Genomic DNA, 14,102 nt, shown 5'->3' on the forward strand with positions numbered 1-14,102 from the left:
CGAGCAACACATCATGAGCGAATATCGTCTGCTGATCGATCTGCACAAACAGGCCGAGCGCCAGGGACCGGGCAGCGATGCCGCGACCGAGAAGGCTATCGCCCTGGCCGGGCTGGCCCCGACGACACCGCTGAAGATCGCCGACATCGGCTGCGGTACGGGCGCCGCCGCACTGGTGCTGGCCCGCCGACTGAACGCCCAGATCACAGCCGTCGACTTCCTGCCGGACTTTCTCGACGTGCTCGCGCAGCGGGCCGAACGCGCCGGACTGTCGGAGCGGATCACGCCACTGGCCGGCTCCATGGACAGCCTGCCGTTTGCGGACGAAGAATACGATGTACTCTGGTCCGAGGGCGCGATCTATAATATCGGCTTTGCGCGCGGTATCGCCGACTGGAAGCGTTATCTGAAACCGGGCGGCCTGCTGGTGGTCTCGGAGATCACCTGGACCACGGCCGAGCGTCCGCCGGAACTCCAGGCGCACTGGATGTCCGAATATCCGGACATCGATCTGGCTTCGGTGAAGATCGGCCAGCTTGAACAGAGCGGCTATGCCCCCATTGGCTATTTCGTGCTGCCGCCGACGTGCTGGCTCGACAATTATTACCGCCCGATGCAGGAGCGCTTCCGCGACTTTCTCGCCCGTCACGACGACAGCGCCGAGGCCCGCGCGATCGTGGCGGCCGAACAGCGCGAGATCGAACTCTATGAGCAGTACAGCGCGCACTACAGCTATGGCGTGTATATCGCGAGAAAACTCGCTTAGCACAGCCGGATAAGACGAAACCCAAACCCGGAAGCCGGCGCCATGCCCAAGCGTTGACCCAGATTCACCCCCCACCGAGGAGCGTTGCAACCCGAATCCACGACGCTGGATTCCGGCCAGGCTCGGTGGCGGGATTTCACTGTTCCAACGGCGCTCACTCACGTTCTATCGAGGTTTGATTCACATGAGTGAGTTCACCGACTACAAGGTTGCCGACATCAATCTGGCCGGTTTCGGCCGCAAGGAGATCGCCATCGCCGAGACCGAAATGCCCGGTCTGATGGCCATCCGCCGCAAGTACGCCGCCGACAAGCCGCTGGCCGGCGCGCGCATCACCGGCAGTCTGCACATGACCATCCAGACCGCCGTGCTGATCGAGACCCTGGTCGATCTCGGCGCCGAGGTGCGCTGGTGCTCGTGCAACATCTTCTCGACCCAGGATCATGCCGCCGCCGCCATCGCCGCGCGCGGCATCCCGGTCTATGCCTGGAAGGGCGAGACCCTGGAGGAATACTGGTGGTGCACCGAGCAGGTCATCAACTGGCCCGACGGCAAGGGGCCGAACATGATCCTCGACGACGGCGGCGATGCGACCCTGCTGGTCCACAAGGGCGTCGAGTTCGAGAAGGCCGGTGCCGTGCCCGCGCCCAAGGCCGACGACAACGAGGAATGGACCGCGATCCTCGGCGTGCTGGGCCGCACCTTCGAGCGCGACCGCGAGCACTGGCACAAGATGGCCGCCGGCATCAAGGGCGTGACCGAGGAGACCACCACCGGCGTGCACCGTCTCTACGAGATGGCCAAGAACGGTTCGCTGCTGTTCCCCGGCATCAACGTCAACGATTCCGTCACCAAGTCCAAGTTCGACAACCTCTACGGCTGCCGTGAATCGCTGGTCGACGGCATCAAACGCGCCACCGATGTCATGATCGCCGGCAAGATCGCCATGGTCTGCGGCTATGGCGACGTCGGCAAGGGCTGCTGCCAGTCGCTGCGTGGATTGGGCGCGACCGTGTGGGTGTCCGAGATCGACCCGATCTGCGCACTCCAGGCGGCGATGGAAGGCTATCGCGTCGTGACCATGGAAGACGCGGCCCCGGTCGCCGACATCTTCGTCACCGCCACCGGCAACCTCAACGTCATCACCCATGACCACATGGCGGCGATGAAGAATCAGGCCATCGTCTGCAACATCGGTCACTTCGACAACGAGATCGATGTCGCCGGTATCACCAAGTATCAGTGGGAGGAGATCAAGCCGCAGGTCGATCACGTCATCTTCCCCGACGGCAAGCGCATCATCCTGCTGGCTCAGGGCCGTCTGGTGAATCTGGGCTGTGCGACCGGGCATCCGAGCTTCGTCATGTCCAACAGCTTCGCCAACCAGGTGCTGGCGCAGATCGAGCTGTTCACAAAGACCGAGCAGTATCCGATCGGCGTCTATGTGCTGCCCAAGCATCTCGACGAGGACGTGGCGCGGCTGCATCTGGAAAAGATCGGCGCCAGGCTGACGGAGCTGTCCAAGACCCAGGCCGACTATATCGGCGTGGCGGTCGAAGGACCGTACAAGCCCGATCACTATCGCTACTGATGGGCTGATCGCCTGTTGACTTGTATCGCCGGTCGCGTGCTTCGGTGCGCGACCGGCGTTGTCATGTTGGAGCCTGCTTTATGACGACTTCCACGACCCCGACGCGGGTCTACAGTGTCGAGCTGTTCCCCCCCAAGACCGCCGAGGGAATGGACAAGCTCAAGCAAGAAATCCCCAGGATCAATGCCCTGGGTCCGGCCTATTTCTCCGTGACCTATGGGGCCGGCGGCTCGACCCGCGAGGGGACGTTCGAGACTGTCGCCTGGCTGCGTGCGCAGGGCATCGATACGGCACCGCATCTGGCCTGCATCGGCTCGACGCGCGATCAGGTGCGCGAGATCCTGGCGCACTATCACGAGCAGGGCATCAATCGTCTGGTGGCGCTGCGCGGCGATCTGCCGTCCGGCATGGGCGCGGGCAACAGCGGCGACTTCCGCTATGCCAACGAGCTGGTGAGCTTCGTGCGCGCCGAGTTCGGTGACGCCTTTGTGATCGAGGTCGCGGCCTATCCCGAGTATCACCCGCAGTCGGGCAGCCCGGCGCGCGATCTGGAGAACTTCAAGCGCAAGGTGGAGGCGGGGGCCGAGGCCGCCATCACCCAGTATTTCTACAATGCCGAGGCCTATTTCGGCTTCGTGGAGAGCTGTGAGCGCGCCGGGATCACCATCCCCATCGTTCCCGGCATCATGCCCATCACCAACTACACCCAGCTCGCGCGCTTCTCGGATGCCTGCGGGGCCGAGATCCCGCGCTGGATCCGGCGGCGACTCGAAGGCTATGGCGACGATGTCGAGAGTATCCGCGCCTTCGGGCACGAGGTGGTGCTCGGCCTCTGTCGTCGGCTGATCGAGGGCGGCGCGCCTGGGTTGCACTTCTACACCATGAATCAATCCGGGCCGGTGACGCGTCTGTGGTCTGAATTGGGCCTGTCGGATTGAGAATTTTCAAATCATTCATGGTTCCGGGTTGCTAATCTCAGCCACGGAAATCATCCACTCCTCCTTGTTCAAGGCCGCTCACTGATTTGGGGCGGCTTTTTCTTTTCTGCATGACGGGTCGCTTCGGTCGAGACGTGCCGCGCGGCGGATGGAATAATGCGCCATTGTATCCATCAACCCCCCGGCCGCCCGGCCTGAGACCCAAGCCATGTCCGACCTCGATCGACTCTACCGACTCGGCCCGATCCATCTCGCGCCCAGCGTCACGCGCCTGCAGGCCGCGACCCTGCTGTTCAGCGCCTTCTTCTCCATCGGCCTGATGACCTTCATCGCCGTCGGGCAGACCTATATCCTCAATGCCCATCTCGGCATCTCGACCGACGTGCAGGGCACCATCAGCGGCGATCTGGTGTTCTGGACCGAGATCATCACCCTGGCGCTGTTCATCCCGGCCGGCATCCTGGTCGACCGTGTCGGCCGGCGTCTGATCTTCGCCATCGGTTTTCTGCTGCTGGCCGTGACCTATGTGCTCTATCCGATGGCCGGCTCGGTCGACGAGCTCTATCTCTACCGTATCGTCTATGCGCTGGGTGTGGTAACAGTCGCTACGGCGCTCTCGACCGTGATGGCCGACTATCCGGCCGAGCGCTCGCGCGGCAAGCTGGTGGCCACCGTGGGGGTGCTCAGCGGGCTGGGGATCGTCGTCATCAACCAGTTCTTCGGCGGGCTGCCGAAGACGCTGACCGCCGATGGGATGGACGGTATCCAGGCGGGCTATGTCACCCATTACATCGTGGCCGGCATCGCCGTCGTGGTTGCCGTCCTCGTCTGGCTGGGACTCCAGAAGGGCACGCCGACACATCACGAGGAGCGCCTGTCGGCGCGCGATCTGTTCGTCAGCGGTTTTGCTCAGGCGCGCAATCCGCGCATCCTGCTCGCCTATCTGGCCGCCTTCATCGCGCGCGGCGATCAGTCGGTCAACGCCACCTTCCTGATCCTGTGGGGCACGACGGCCGGGCTGGCGGCGGGCATGGACTCGGGCGAGGCGGTTAAGAACGGCACCCTCATCTTCGTACTGGCGCAGGTCGCGGCCCTGGTGTGGGCGCCGATCATGGGGCCGTTCATGGACCGGATGGACCGGGTGACGGGGCTGGCGCTGTCGATGGCGCTGGCGGCGGTCGGCAATCTGGCGGTGATCTGGATGGCCGATCCGACGCCCGGTTCGGCCTGGCTGTTCTGCGTGCTGCTCGGCATCGGCCAGATCAGCGTCTATCTGGCCTCGCAGTCGCTCGTGGGGCAGGAGGCGCCGCGGAACAAGCGCGGCTCGGTGATGGGCGCGTTCAACGTCGCCGGTGCGATCGGCATTCTGATCATCACGGCGATCGGCGGGCGGCTGTTCGATGGGGTCGCGCCCTATGCGCCCTTCGTGCTGGTGGGAGCCGTCAATGTGCTGCTGCTGGTGCTCTGCGTGGCCGTGCGGCTGAGTGGACCGGCCAAGCCGGCAGCGGCGCTGGAGAAGGTCTGAATCCTGGCGTTCGAATAGGCGCGTAGCATGCCCCAAGGATTGGCGTGCTATCATGCTATCTATTACGAAACACCGCTCATGGGTGAAGTTGTCATGGCACAAGTCATCGTCAGAGAGTTGGAAGACGTCGTCAAACAGGGACTCAAGCGCCGCGCCGCACGTCACGGAAACAGCATGGAAGAAGAGATCCGCGAAATCCTCCGCAATGCGGTTCGTCAAGAACAGGCCCCGCCCAGTCGGTTGGGTTCACGGATCGCTGCTCGCTTCAGAGACCAGGGACTCGACACGGATCTGCCCGAACTCCAGGGTTCCGAGGCGCGGGCGGCGACGTTCGGCGAATGATCGTCCTCGATACCAACGTACTGTCCGCCTTGATGCAATCGCAGCCGGAGGCCGGCGTCGTGGACTGGCTCGATCAGCAGCCGGCCGAGTCCGTCTGGACGACCGCGATCAATGTGTTCGAGATTCGCTACGGTCTGCATCGACTGGCGCACGGCAAACGACGGCGCGCCTTGGAGGAGGCTTTCACGGCCTTGCTCGACGAAGATCTGGAAGGGCGTGTGTTGGTATTCGACACAGCGGCGGCCAATCAGGCCGCACGGTTGGCCGGTGAACGGTGTCGAACAGGGCGTCCCGTGGATATGCGGGACACTCAGATCGCCGGAATCTGCGAAGCCCGCAATGCCACCCTCGCGACGCGCAACACGCGCCACTTCGAGGATCTCCGAACTCCAGTCGTCAATCCCTGGAACGAACAAGGCGCGGTCTGAGCCGCGCCTTGCTTCAAACGGGCCGGATCGCGATCAGAGCAACGGCACCAAGAGTAGCGCCACGATGTTGATGATCTTGATCAGCGGGTTGATGGCCGGGCCGGCGGTGTCCTTGTAGGGATCGCCGACGGTGTCGCCCGTGACCGCCGCCTTGTGGGTCTCGGACCCCTTGCCGCCGAAGTTGCCTTCCTCGACATACTTCTTGGCATTGTCCCAGGCGCCGCCGCCGGTGCACATCGAGATCGCCACGAACAGACCCGTGACGATGGTGCCGATCAGCATGCCGCCGAGCGCGCGGATGCCGGCGCCGTCGCCCATCAGAATGTTCATGCCGATGGCCACCGCGACCGGAACCAGGATCGGCAGCAGCGAGGGGACGACCATCTCCTTGATGGCGGCCTTGGTCAGCAGATCGACGGCGCGCGAGTAGTCTGGCTTGGCCGTGCCTTCCATGATGCCCTTGATCTCGCGGAACTGACGGCGCACCTCGATGACCACCGAGCCGGCGGCGCGGCCGACGGCCTCCATCGCCATGGCGCCGAACAGATAGGGCACCAGACCGCCGATGAACAGACCGATGATGACGGCCGGATCGGACAGGCTGAAGACCTGCATCTTGCCGGCGACTTCCAGGTTGTGGGTGTAGTCGGCGAACAGCACCAGCGCCGCCAGACCCGCCGAGCCGATCGCGTAACCCTTGGTCACGGCCTTGGTGGTGTTGCCGACGGCGTCCAGCGCGTCGGTGGTCTTGCGCACGTCCTCGGGCAGCCCCGACATCTCGGCGATACCGCCGGCGTTGTCGGTGATCGGGCCATAAGCGTCGAGGGCGACGATCATGCCGGCCATCGACAGCATGGCGGTCGCGGCGATGGCGATGCCGTAGAGATCGGCGGTCAGATAGGACGCCCAGATCGCGATACAGACGGCGAGCACCGGTAGGGCGGTGGATTTCATCGAGACGGCCAGACCGGCGATGACGTTGGTCGCATGTCCGGTCTGCGAGGCTTCGGCGACATACTGAACCGGATGATACTCAGTCGCCGTGTAGTATTCGGTGATGAACATCAGCGCCGCCGTCAGGCCCAGACCGATGAGCGCGCAGAACAGCAGCGAGAAGAAGTGCTCGCCCATCATCAATCCGGTGACGATGGCGAAGAAGACGAACGCCAGACCGCCGGCGACCGCGGTGCCGCGATAGAGGGCATTCATGATCTTGCCGCCCTCGTTGACCTTGACGAAGAAGGCGCCGACGATGGAGGCGATGATGGAGACCGCGCCCAGGGCGAGCGGGTAGAGGACATAGTCCATGTTCACGCCGCCGTCGGCGCCCTTGAACATGAGTCCGCCCAGAACCATGGTGGCGATGATGGTGACGGCGTAGGTCTCGAACAGGTCGGCGGCCATGCCGGCGCAATCGCCGACGTTGTCGCCCACGTTGTCGGCGATGACCGCCGGGTTGCGCGGATCGTCCTCGGGGATGCCGGCCTCGACCTTGCCGACCAGATCGGCGCCCACATCCGCGCCCTTGGTGAAGATACCGCCGCCGAGTCGGGCGAAGATGGAGATCAGCGAGCCGCCGAAGGCCAGACCGATGAGGGCATGGAGCGCCGTTTCATCGGCGCCCAGATACAGGAAGTAACCGGCCACGCCCAGTAGCCCCAGGCCGACCACCAGCATGCCGGTCACGGCGCCGCCGCGGAAGGCAACGGCCAGGGCCGATTCGAGACTCACGGTCGCGGCCTGCGCGGTGCGGACATTGGCGCGCACCGACACGTTCATGCCGATATAGCCCGCCAGACCCGAGAGGATGGCGCCGACGGCGAAACCGCCCGCCGTGGCCATGCCGAGGAACAGCCAGAGAACGACGAAGAGTCCTGCGCCCACCATGCCGATGGTGGTGTACTGCCGATTGAGATAGGCTCGGGCGCCGGCCTGGATGGCGGCGGCGATCTCCTGCATCCGTTCGGAGCCGGCCGACTGGGCGGTGATCCAGGCCACGACCGCGAGGCCGAAGACGATGGCCAGGCCCCCAGAGCCGATGGCGAGCCAAAGAACGAAATCTGTCGACATACGTATCCCCCCGTTTTACGGGTTAGCGTTGGAATGAGCCGAGCAGTGGCGACAATCGCAACGTCTGAAATACGGCTGCGGACGAACCGATCTGCCGCCAAAAACGGCACGGAACTTTAACACAGAGGCCGCTCGAATGGGTGAGCCGTGTTCGACGCCGTGGCAGAATGCGTTCGGTCGGTATCGCCATCGGAACCCTTGATCGAGCCGGCCCTGCTGATCCGACGCTGAGCTCGTTGCACCTGATCGGCCGGATTGTCGAACATCCGGCACTGAGCGGCTACGTAAGGAGGGTCGAGTCGATGTTGCGTTTTCGTCCAGTCCAGGCCCGATGGTTCGAGACCTATCTGCCCCATGAACAGACGGTGCGCGGGATCGAAATCATCGCCCAGAGTGGTGTGGTCGAGCTCGAAACGGACCCACGCCTCTCCGAACCGATGGATACCCATCGGTTGCACTACTTCGTTCAACGCGCCCGCACGCTCATCGACAGCCATCGCGACGATCTGCCGGGCGGGCGGCATCGACCGACCGCACTGCTCGGCAATCCGGTCCATCTCGCCAATCAGGCGCTGCACCGCATGCGCCTCTGGAGTGCCCGCGTCGACTTCCTCAAAGAGCAACTGGCCGAGCAGCAGGCGGAACGCAAGGAACTGCACCTGCTCGGCGAAGCCCTGTGGGCCATGCGTCGGGACGGTATCGAACTCCGGGAGCTGTTCTCGGAGACGCGCTTTTTGTGCAAATGCCTCTTCGTCTGTCCCAAGGCGTCCTGCCCGGAGGGTGATGAGGTCGCCGGCCAGACCGCCCTGATCGTGCGCGGCCCGCGCCATGACTTCCTGTTCATGCTGGGGCTGCGGGATCAGCGCGCCGTCATCAGTCATCTGGTCGTGGAGCAGGGCTGTGAACAGGTTGGCGTCCCCTCCTGGCTGAGCGGCGATCCGGCGCAGCGGGTGCGGCAGATCCGCGACCATGCCTCCGAGCTGGAGCGCGAGATCACGCGACTGGAGGCCGAGCTGCGCGCACTGCGCCACGACCCCGAGATCGCCGAGGCGCGCGCCAACCTGGAAACCCTGGCCTGGTATCTGGATACGGCTTCGCGCTATCTGGACGGTCTGGAACTGTGTCATGTGACCGGCTGGACCACGGCCGATGATCCCGAAAGGCTCCAGCGCGAACTCTGGGAGTCAGGCATCGAAGCCGTGGTGCGTTATCCGGACCCGCCACCCATGACCGCGCCTCCAGTCACCACATTGCAGAGCGGTTGGGCGCAGCCTTTTCGACCGCTCCTGCTGCTCTGGGGCACGCCCGGCCGTCAGGAGATCGATCCCAGCGGCCTGCTGGCGCTGATCGTTCCCTTGCTCTTCGGTTACATGTTCCCCGACGTCGGTCATGGGCTGCTGCTGACCGGCTTCGCCGTGCTCTTCTGGCGGCGCTGGCCCGACATCCGCTTCCTGCTGCCGTGCGGGCTGGCCGCCATGGTCTTCGGACTGCTGTTCGGTGAGGTGTTCGGTTTTTCGGAGTGGCTGCCCGCGCTCTGGGTCAGGCCGTTCGACGATCCGCTGCTCATTCTGATCGTCCCGATGGTCTTCGGCGTCGGACTTCTGTTGCTCGGGCTGATCTTCTCCGGAGTCGAGGCCAAGTGGTCGGGAACGCTCGGTCACTGGCTGGCCGTCGAGGCGGCGGTGCTGGTGCTCTATCTGTCCCTGCTGGCGGCCCTGTTCGACACACGGGCGCTGCCGGTCGCCGGTCTGGCGCTCGTGCATTATGTCGTCGGGAGTCTGTGGAAGGGGCGCGGTCGGGGACTCTGGGTTCTGGCTAGTGCCGGCGGGCGGTTGCTGTTCAGCCTCTTCGAGCTGATGTTGAACACGATCTCGTTTGCGCGTGTCGGCGCTTTCGCCCTGGCGCACGCCGCCTTTTCGCACACCATCATGACCCTGGCCGATGGCGTGGAGCAGCCTGTCGGATGGCTGCTGATCATCGTGCTCGGCAACTTTTTCGAGATCGTCATCGAGGGGCTGGTGGTCTTCGTACAGACCACGCGCCTGGTTCTGTTCGAGTTCTTCGGACATTTCCTGCAGGCCAAGGGCCGGCTGTTCCGGCCGGTGCCGAGGCCCGTCACCTCGGCCGAGACCGTGCGCCCGCCGCCTGGACACGGATGAAGCCGGCAGTCGTCGGGAACGCCTCTATCCTTGGCGCTGTGCAGACGAGCGGGATGGATTTCAGCGTTCGGTGTTGGTCAGCGCGGCTGAAGAAGCTTGCACCGCCGTGTCCAGATACGTTTGTAGTGCAGGTGAGGCGATGCCCCGGAAGTCCTCGCTCTCACGCACGATGAAATAGGCCGCGATTCCCTGCACTTCGGCGAGTGCCGGGCCGCGTTCCTCGCCCAGTACCATGAGCGCGGTGGCCAGTCCATCGACGACCATGCCGACATCGCCGATCACCGTGACCGATCCGAGCTGGCGGTCGACCGGGGTGCCGGTCATGGGGTCGATCTCGTGCGAGTAGCGCTTGCCGTCCTTCTCGAAGAAGTTGCGATAGTCGCCCGAGGTCGAGAGTGCATGACCCGAGACCGGAATCACCCGATGCACGGCGCGTCGATCGGGCAGCGGCTGTTCGATGGCGATGCCCCAGGGCTGGTCCTTGGCATTGAGTCCCTTGGCGCGGATGGCTCCGGCGATGGCAACCATGTAGTCGCTGACGCCGCGCGACTCCAGCCAGTCGACGAGCCGGTCGGCGCCATAGCCCTCGCCGAGTGACGAGAGATCGATGTAGAGATCGCCCCGCGCCTTGCGCACGGCAGGCGGCGAGTCGCGCAGTTCGAGCTTTTGATAACCGACCCGCTCGCGCGCAGCCTGGATCTCGGTCTCGGTGGGCAGCCGGTCGGGGCGGCGCTCGGGGCCGAAGCCCCAGAGGTTGACCAGCGGGCCGATGGTCACGTCATAGGCTCCATTGGTCAGTTCAGCGATACGCTGACCTTCGGCGATGACGGTGAGCAGATTCTCGGAGACGGGAATCCAGTCGGTGCTTGGATTGGCGTTGAGGCGCGACAGCTCCGAGTTCGGATCATAGGTCGAGATCTCCGCGATGACGGCGTCGAGTACCTGGATCAGTTCCGGTTCGAGGGTCTCGGCGCTCAATCCTTCGGGCGGACGGGCGATCTTGACCGAGTAATAGGTGCCCATGGTCGGGCCGGACAGCTCGATCATGGGGTCGGTGCGTTCGGTACAGCCGCTCAGGGCGAGCAGCGCGATGAGCAGCAGCGCGAGGACAGGGCGCCAGTGTGAATCGATCATGGGGAGTGCGTTCTCGGTCAGAATGTCGGCATCAAAAGTCGTTCTGTGGTCCATCCGTCACTCGCGTGCGCGCCGTTCGTCTTCCGGTGGCGCCACAGTCACCGTCTCGCGCGCAGGCGGCGGGGTGTGCTCCTGACGGAACGTCAGCACCTCCTTGGCGCGCATGGGCGGGCAGGGCAGCGGGCTGAGGGTGATACAGCCCTCGCGGCAGTCCTCGACACAGATGCTGCACAGGATGCAGCGGCTGTGGTCGATGGCCCAGGTCTTGTCCAGCTTGCTGACCTGGATGGCCTGCGTCGGGCACTTGTGGGCGCAGATAGTGCAGAAGTTACAGGTGTCGATCCTGAATTCGATATGACCGCGCGTGCGGGCATAGGGCGTGCGGCGTTCGGCCGGATAGAGGCGCGTGGCCGGTTTGGCGAGCGCACTGCGCGTCACCAGGGATGAGATGGGCTGGATCGACCAGGACCAGGACATGCGGATCACCTCTCGTTGCAGCTCACACAGGGGTCGATGGTCAGTACGATGACCGGCACGTCGGCCAGCTCACAGCCCTTGAGCATGTGGATCAGCGGCGCGATGTTGGCGAAGGTCGGGGTGCGCACCCGGAAGCGGTCCAGGTTCTTTTTGCCGCTGGCGCTGATGTAGTAGCAGACCTCGCCGCGCGGCTGTTCGAGCCGGAACATCGCCTCGCCCTTGGGTCGCTTGCCCTTGACTGAGATTTCGATCTCGCCGGTCGGCATCCGGTCGAGACACTGGGTGATGAGATCGAACGACTGATCGACCTCGCGCACCCGCACCAGACAGCGTGCATAGCAGTCGCCATCCTGCTCGACGATCGGCTCCCAGTCCAGCTCGCCATAGGCGGCATAGCCGAGTCGGCGTGTGTCGTGCGCTACGCCGCTGGCGCGCAGCACCGGACCCACGGCGCCGAGCGCGTGCGCATCCGCCGCGCTCAGGAGTCCGACCCCGACGGTGCGCTGCCTGACTGTCGGATCGTCGCGGAAGATGGTCGCGATCTCGTCGAAGGCGGCGCGAATCTCGCCGATCCGCCGCCGCACGCCGCGCAAGGTCTCGTCGTCGACGTCCTTGCGAATCCCGCCGACCTTGCATACGCCGAAGATGACCCGTCCGCCGGTGGTCTCCTCGATGATGTCGACCATCATCTCGCGGATGCGCCAACTGTGCTGGAACAGGCTCTCGTAGCCGAGTGCGTCGGCGGCCAGACCCAGCCACAGCACATGGCTCTGGATACGCGAGATCTCGGCCCAGACCGTGCGCAGATAGGCCGCGCGCGGCGGGATCTCCACGCCCATCAGTTGCTCGATGCCCTGGCAGTAGCCCTGACCGTGGATGAAGCTACAGATGCCGCAGATGCGCTCGGCGACATTGGCCATTTCGATGAAGTCGTAGCGCTCGGCGAGCAGTTCGAGACCGCGATGCACATAGCCGATCGAGGGCAGGGCGCGCACGACGCGCTCGTCGTCGAGTTCCAGATCCAGATGGATCGGTTCGGGCAGCACCGGATGCTGGGGGCCGAAGGGGACGATGGTGGTGTTGGACATGGCTCAGGTCTCCGGGGCGGACTTGGCTGCCGGCTTCGCGGGCTCCTTCTTGATCGTCACCGCGCCCGAGAAGGGGAGCTTGGTCTTGGTGCGCAGGAAGTTGCCGCCATAGTCGACCGTCAGTCCCGGAAAACTCAGGCCGAACAGATCCTTCAGTTCGTTCTCGTAGGTGAAGGCGGCTGGGAAGATGGCGCTCAGGCTCGGCAGTTCGGGTAGCGGGTCGCGCGGGAGCTGAACCCGGTAGTGGGTGCAGCGGTAGTCCTGCTCATAGCTGATCAGGATCTCGAAGTGATCGGCGCGCGCGGTGCCGGTCATCTGCACCAGCCGGAAGCCGTCGCGCTGATGCTGCTCGGCGGTCGGCACCCATTGGTCGGGTGTCAGTTCGTTGAATGGTTCGCCCAGGCTCATCGCGCTTCAAGCTCCTGACTGACGATCTTACGTTGACGTTTACGCGCTTTGGCGCGCTGCTCCAGGATATCGAGCGCCTGGACGATGCCGTCGATGATGCTCTCGGGACGCGCTGCGCAGCCGGGGACATAGACATCGACCGGAAGCACCTGATCGATGCCGCCATAGACGTTGTAGGCGTCGCGGAAGATGCCGCCGCTCAGGGCGCAGGCGCCGATGGCGACCACGACCTTGGGGTCGGGCATCTGGGCGTAGAGGTTCTCGACCACCTTGCGCGATTCCTCGTTGACCGAGCCGGTCACGAGGAAGATATCGGCGTGCTTGGGATTGCCGGTGTTGACGATGCCGAAGCGTTCGACGTCATAGGTCGGCGTCAGACAGGCCAGCAGCTCGATGTCGCAGCCATTGCAGCTCGTGGCCGCGTAATGGAGCACCCAGGGGGATTTCTTCAGGAAGCTCATGGATTCCGGCTCTTGGGGTGAGTCACAGGGGCTGGAGTGTAAGCGTACTCTTGGCTGCCTTCACCGTCACGCTCGGTATCGTGTGAGTGTAGGTCATCGTCGTGCGAACATCGCTGTGGCCCATCGCAAGCGTCTACACTCCGCCCTTGGTTACAACTCCCCGGTCCAGTTTCTCAAAGACTGGATCAAGACTCAGCAGGACGAAAAGCAGATGGCATCAGACCGTTCCCTTATAAGGCGAGAAACCGAGGGGGGCTTACTGCGGGATAATATGTGTTTTGCGAATGTTATCCTGCGGAGATATCAGTGTCCACGGCTGTATTGTCAAGGCTTCGTTTCGTGTGATAGGGTTTGGCCGGGAACCATACAAATTCTGGTACTGGTTAGGCATCAACGGAGATGAGGACGCAGCAATAATGTGGTTTGAGGTATTGCCTGAGAATTGTCCCCCAAATAAGTCAGTAAATCCAAACGGTGAGACTTACTATCGATTGGCGGAAAGTCCGGAAATTAAATGCAGCGATTTTTGGTCACATCGAAAGCTATGGCCCAAAAAGCTGTTTAAAGTTCCTGAGTGTAGAGCATGTTCAGTATCGGTTTTTTCAGAAATTGATGCATGCACTGATCTCCGAAAACTTAAAATTCATCAGGGCAAGCCCGTGGTAGCTATAATTCTAAATAATGATTCGGGTAAGGTTCAACAAACTGGCAATAA

13 protein-coding genes and 1 riboswitch are annotated in these 14,102 nt (G+C 63.6%); of the genes, 7 read left to right on the plus strand and 6 right to left on the minus strand.

Annotation, left to right across the window (positions count from 1 at the left end; genetic code table 11):
- Positions 1 to 13: 13 nt before the first annotated feature.
- The 6 genes from ALVIN_RS01600 to ALVIN_RS01625 all read left to right on the plus strand — a co-directional run bounded on the left by ALVIN_RS01600 (position 14) and on the right by ALVIN_RS01625 (position 5,590).
- Complete coding sequence (locus ALVIN_RS01600) at positions 14 to 766, plus strand: class I SAM-dependent methyltransferase (protein ID WP_012969558.1); 753 nt, start codon at positions 14 to 16, stop codon at positions 764 to 766.
- A gap of 70 nt (positions 767 to 836) precedes the next feature.
- Positions 837 to 929: riboswitch (S-adenosyl-L-homocysteine riboswitch) on the plus strand.
- 21 nt (positions 930 to 950) lie between these two features.
- A complete protein-coding gene (gene ahcY / locus ALVIN_RS01605; protein ID WP_012969559.1) occupies positions 951 to 2,357 on the plus strand; it encodes an adenosylhomocysteinase in 1,407 nt (468 codons plus the stop codon).
- 80 nt (positions 2,358 to 2,437) lie between these two features.
- Complete coding sequence (gene metF, locus ALVIN_RS01610) at positions 2,438 to 3,295, plus strand: methylenetetrahydrofolate reductase [NAD(P)H] (protein WP_012969560.1); 858 nt, start codon at positions 2,438 to 2,440, stop codon at positions 3,293 to 3,295.
- Positions 3,296 to 3,503: 208 nt separating this feature from the next.
- A complete protein-coding gene (locus ALVIN_RS01615) occupies positions 3,504 to 4,820 on the plus strand; it encodes an MFS transporter (RefSeq protein ID WP_012969561.1) in 1,317 nt (438 codons plus the stop codon).
- 93 nt (positions 4,821 to 4,913) lie between these two features.
- Entirely contained in the window at positions 4,914 to 5,162 is a 249-nt protein-coding gene (locus ALVIN_RS01620) for a FitA-like ribbon-helix-helix domain-containing protein (RefSeq protein WP_043795821.1), read from the plus strand.
- Positions 5,159 to 5,590, plus strand: coding sequence for a type II toxin-antitoxin system VapC family toxin (locus ALVIN_RS01625; protein WP_012969563.1), 432 nt, complete (start codon positions 5,159 to 5,161; stop codon positions 5,588 to 5,590). The genes ALVIN_RS01620 and ALVIN_RS01625 overlap by 4 nt, the downstream gene beginning before the upstream one ends.
- A 33-nt stretch (positions 5,591 to 5,623) precedes the next feature.
- Here the strand turns inward: ALVIN_RS01625 and ALVIN_RS01630 are convergent, their stop codons facing one another.
- On the minus strand, positions 5,624 to 7,660 hold the full coding sequence (locus tag ALVIN_RS01630; RefSeq protein ID WP_012969564.1) for a sodium-translocating pyrophosphatase: 2,037 nt from the start codon (positions 7,658 to 7,660) through the stop codon (positions 5,624 to 5,626).
- Between the two features lie 302 nt (positions 7,661 to 7,962).
- On the opposite strand from ALVIN_RS01630, the gene ALVIN_RS01635 reads away from it, so the two are divergent.
- Positions 7,963 to 9,819, plus strand: coding sequence for a V-type ATP synthase subunit I (locus ALVIN_RS01635; RefSeq protein WP_012969565.1), 1,857 nt, complete (start codon positions 7,963 to 7,965; stop codon positions 9,817 to 9,819).
- A 60-nt stretch (positions 9,820 to 9,879) separates the two neighbouring features.
- Here the strand turns inward: ALVIN_RS01635 and ALVIN_RS01640 are convergent, their stop codons facing one another.
- Genes ALVIN_RS01640 through ALVIN_RS01660 form a run of 5 tightly spaced genes read right to left on the minus strand, consistent with a single transcriptional unit; the run spans position 9,880 to position 13,387 of the window.
- Entirely contained in the window at positions 9,880 to 11,007 is a 1,128-nt protein-coding gene (locus tag ALVIN_RS01640) for an FAD:protein FMN transferase (protein WP_012969566.1), read from the minus strand.
- Positions 11,008 to 11,010: 3 nt separating this feature from the next.
- Positions 11,011 to 11,430, minus strand: coding sequence for a 4Fe-4S dicluster domain-containing protein (locus tag ALVIN_RS01645; protein ID WP_012969567.1), 420 nt, complete (start codon positions 11,428 to 11,430; stop codon positions 11,011 to 11,013).
- A 5-nt stretch (positions 11,431 to 11,435) separates the two neighbouring features.
- Complete coding sequence (locus ALVIN_RS01650; RefSeq protein ID WP_012969568.1) at positions 11,436 to 12,518, minus strand: hydrogenase large subunit; 1,083 nt, start codon at positions 12,516 to 12,518, stop codon at positions 11,436 to 11,438.
- A 3-nt stretch (positions 12,519 to 12,521) separates the two neighbouring features.
- The gene (locus ALVIN_RS01655) at positions 12,522 to 12,926 is read right to left on the minus strand and encodes an NADH-quinone oxidoreductase subunit C (RefSeq protein ID WP_012969569.1); all 405 of its coding nucleotides are present in this window, start codon (positions 12,924 to 12,926) and stop codon (positions 12,522 to 12,524) included.
- Positions 12,923 to 13,387: an NADH-quinone oxidoreductase subunit B family protein gene (locus ALVIN_RS01660; RefSeq protein ID WP_012969570.1), complete on the minus strand. Its 465-nt coding sequence runs from the start codon at positions 13,385 to 13,387 to the stop codon at positions 12,923 to 12,925. Before ALVIN_RS01660 ends, ALVIN_RS01655 begins: the two co-directional genes overlap by 4 nt.
- Positions 13,388 to 14,102: the final 715 nt, after the last annotated feature.

Source organism: Allochromatium vinosum DSM 180 (assembly GCF_000025485.1).
GTDB classification, from domain to species: Bacteria; Pseudomonadota; Gammaproteobacteria; order Chromatiales; family Chromatiaceae; genus Thermochromatium; species Thermochromatium vinosum.

Bases quoted from the DNA above. Each gene is read 5' to 3' on its own strand.
- ALVIN_RS01600 (WP_012969558.1), top strand. From the start codon at position 14: ATGAGCGAATATCGTCTGCTGATCGATCTGCACAAACAGGCCGAGCGC.
- ahcY (WP_012969559.1), top strand. From the start codon at position 951: ATGAGTGAGTTCACCGACTACAAGGTTGCCGACATCAATCTGGCCGGT.
- metF (WP_012969560.1), top strand. From the start codon at position 2,438: ATGACGACTTCCACGACCCCGACGCGGGTCTACAGTGTCGAGCTGTTC.
- ALVIN_RS01615 (WP_012969561.1), top strand. From the start codon at position 3,504: ATGTCCGACCTCGATCGACTCTACCGACTCGGCCCGATCCATCTCGCG.
- ALVIN_RS01620 (WP_043795821.1), top strand. From the start codon at position 4,914: ATGGCACAAGTCATCGTCAGAGAGTTGGAAGACGTCGTCAAACAGGGA.
- ALVIN_RS01625 (WP_012969563.1), top strand. From the start codon at position 5,159: ATGATCGTCCTCGATACCAACGTACTGTCCGCCTTGATGCAATCGCAG.
- ALVIN_RS01630 (WP_012969564.1), bottom strand. From the start codon at position 7,660: ATGTCGACAGATTTCGTTCTTTGGCTCGCCATCGGCTCTGGGGGCCTG.
- ALVIN_RS01635 (WP_012969565.1), top strand. From the start codon at position 7,963: ATGTTGCGTTTTCGTCCAGTCCAGGCCCGATGGTTCGAGACCTATCTG.
- ALVIN_RS01640 (WP_012969566.1), bottom strand. From the start codon at position 11,007: ATGGACCACAGAACGACTTTTGATGCCGACATTCTGACCGAGAACGCA.
- ALVIN_RS01645 (WP_012969567.1), bottom strand. From the start codon at position 11,430: ATGTCCTGGTCCTGGTCGATCCAGCCCATCTCATCCCTGGTGACGCGC.
- ALVIN_RS01650 (WP_012969568.1), bottom strand. From the start codon at position 12,518: ATGTCCAACACCACCATCGTCCCCTTCGGCCCCCAGCATCCGGTGCTG.
- ALVIN_RS01655 (WP_012969569.1), bottom strand. From the start codon at position 12,926: ATGAGCCTGGGCGAACCATTCAACGAACTGACACCCGACCAATGGGTG.
- ALVIN_RS01660 (WP_012969570.1), bottom strand. From the start codon at position 13,387: ATGAGCTTCCTGAAGAAATCCCCCTGGGTGCTCCATTACGCGGCCACG.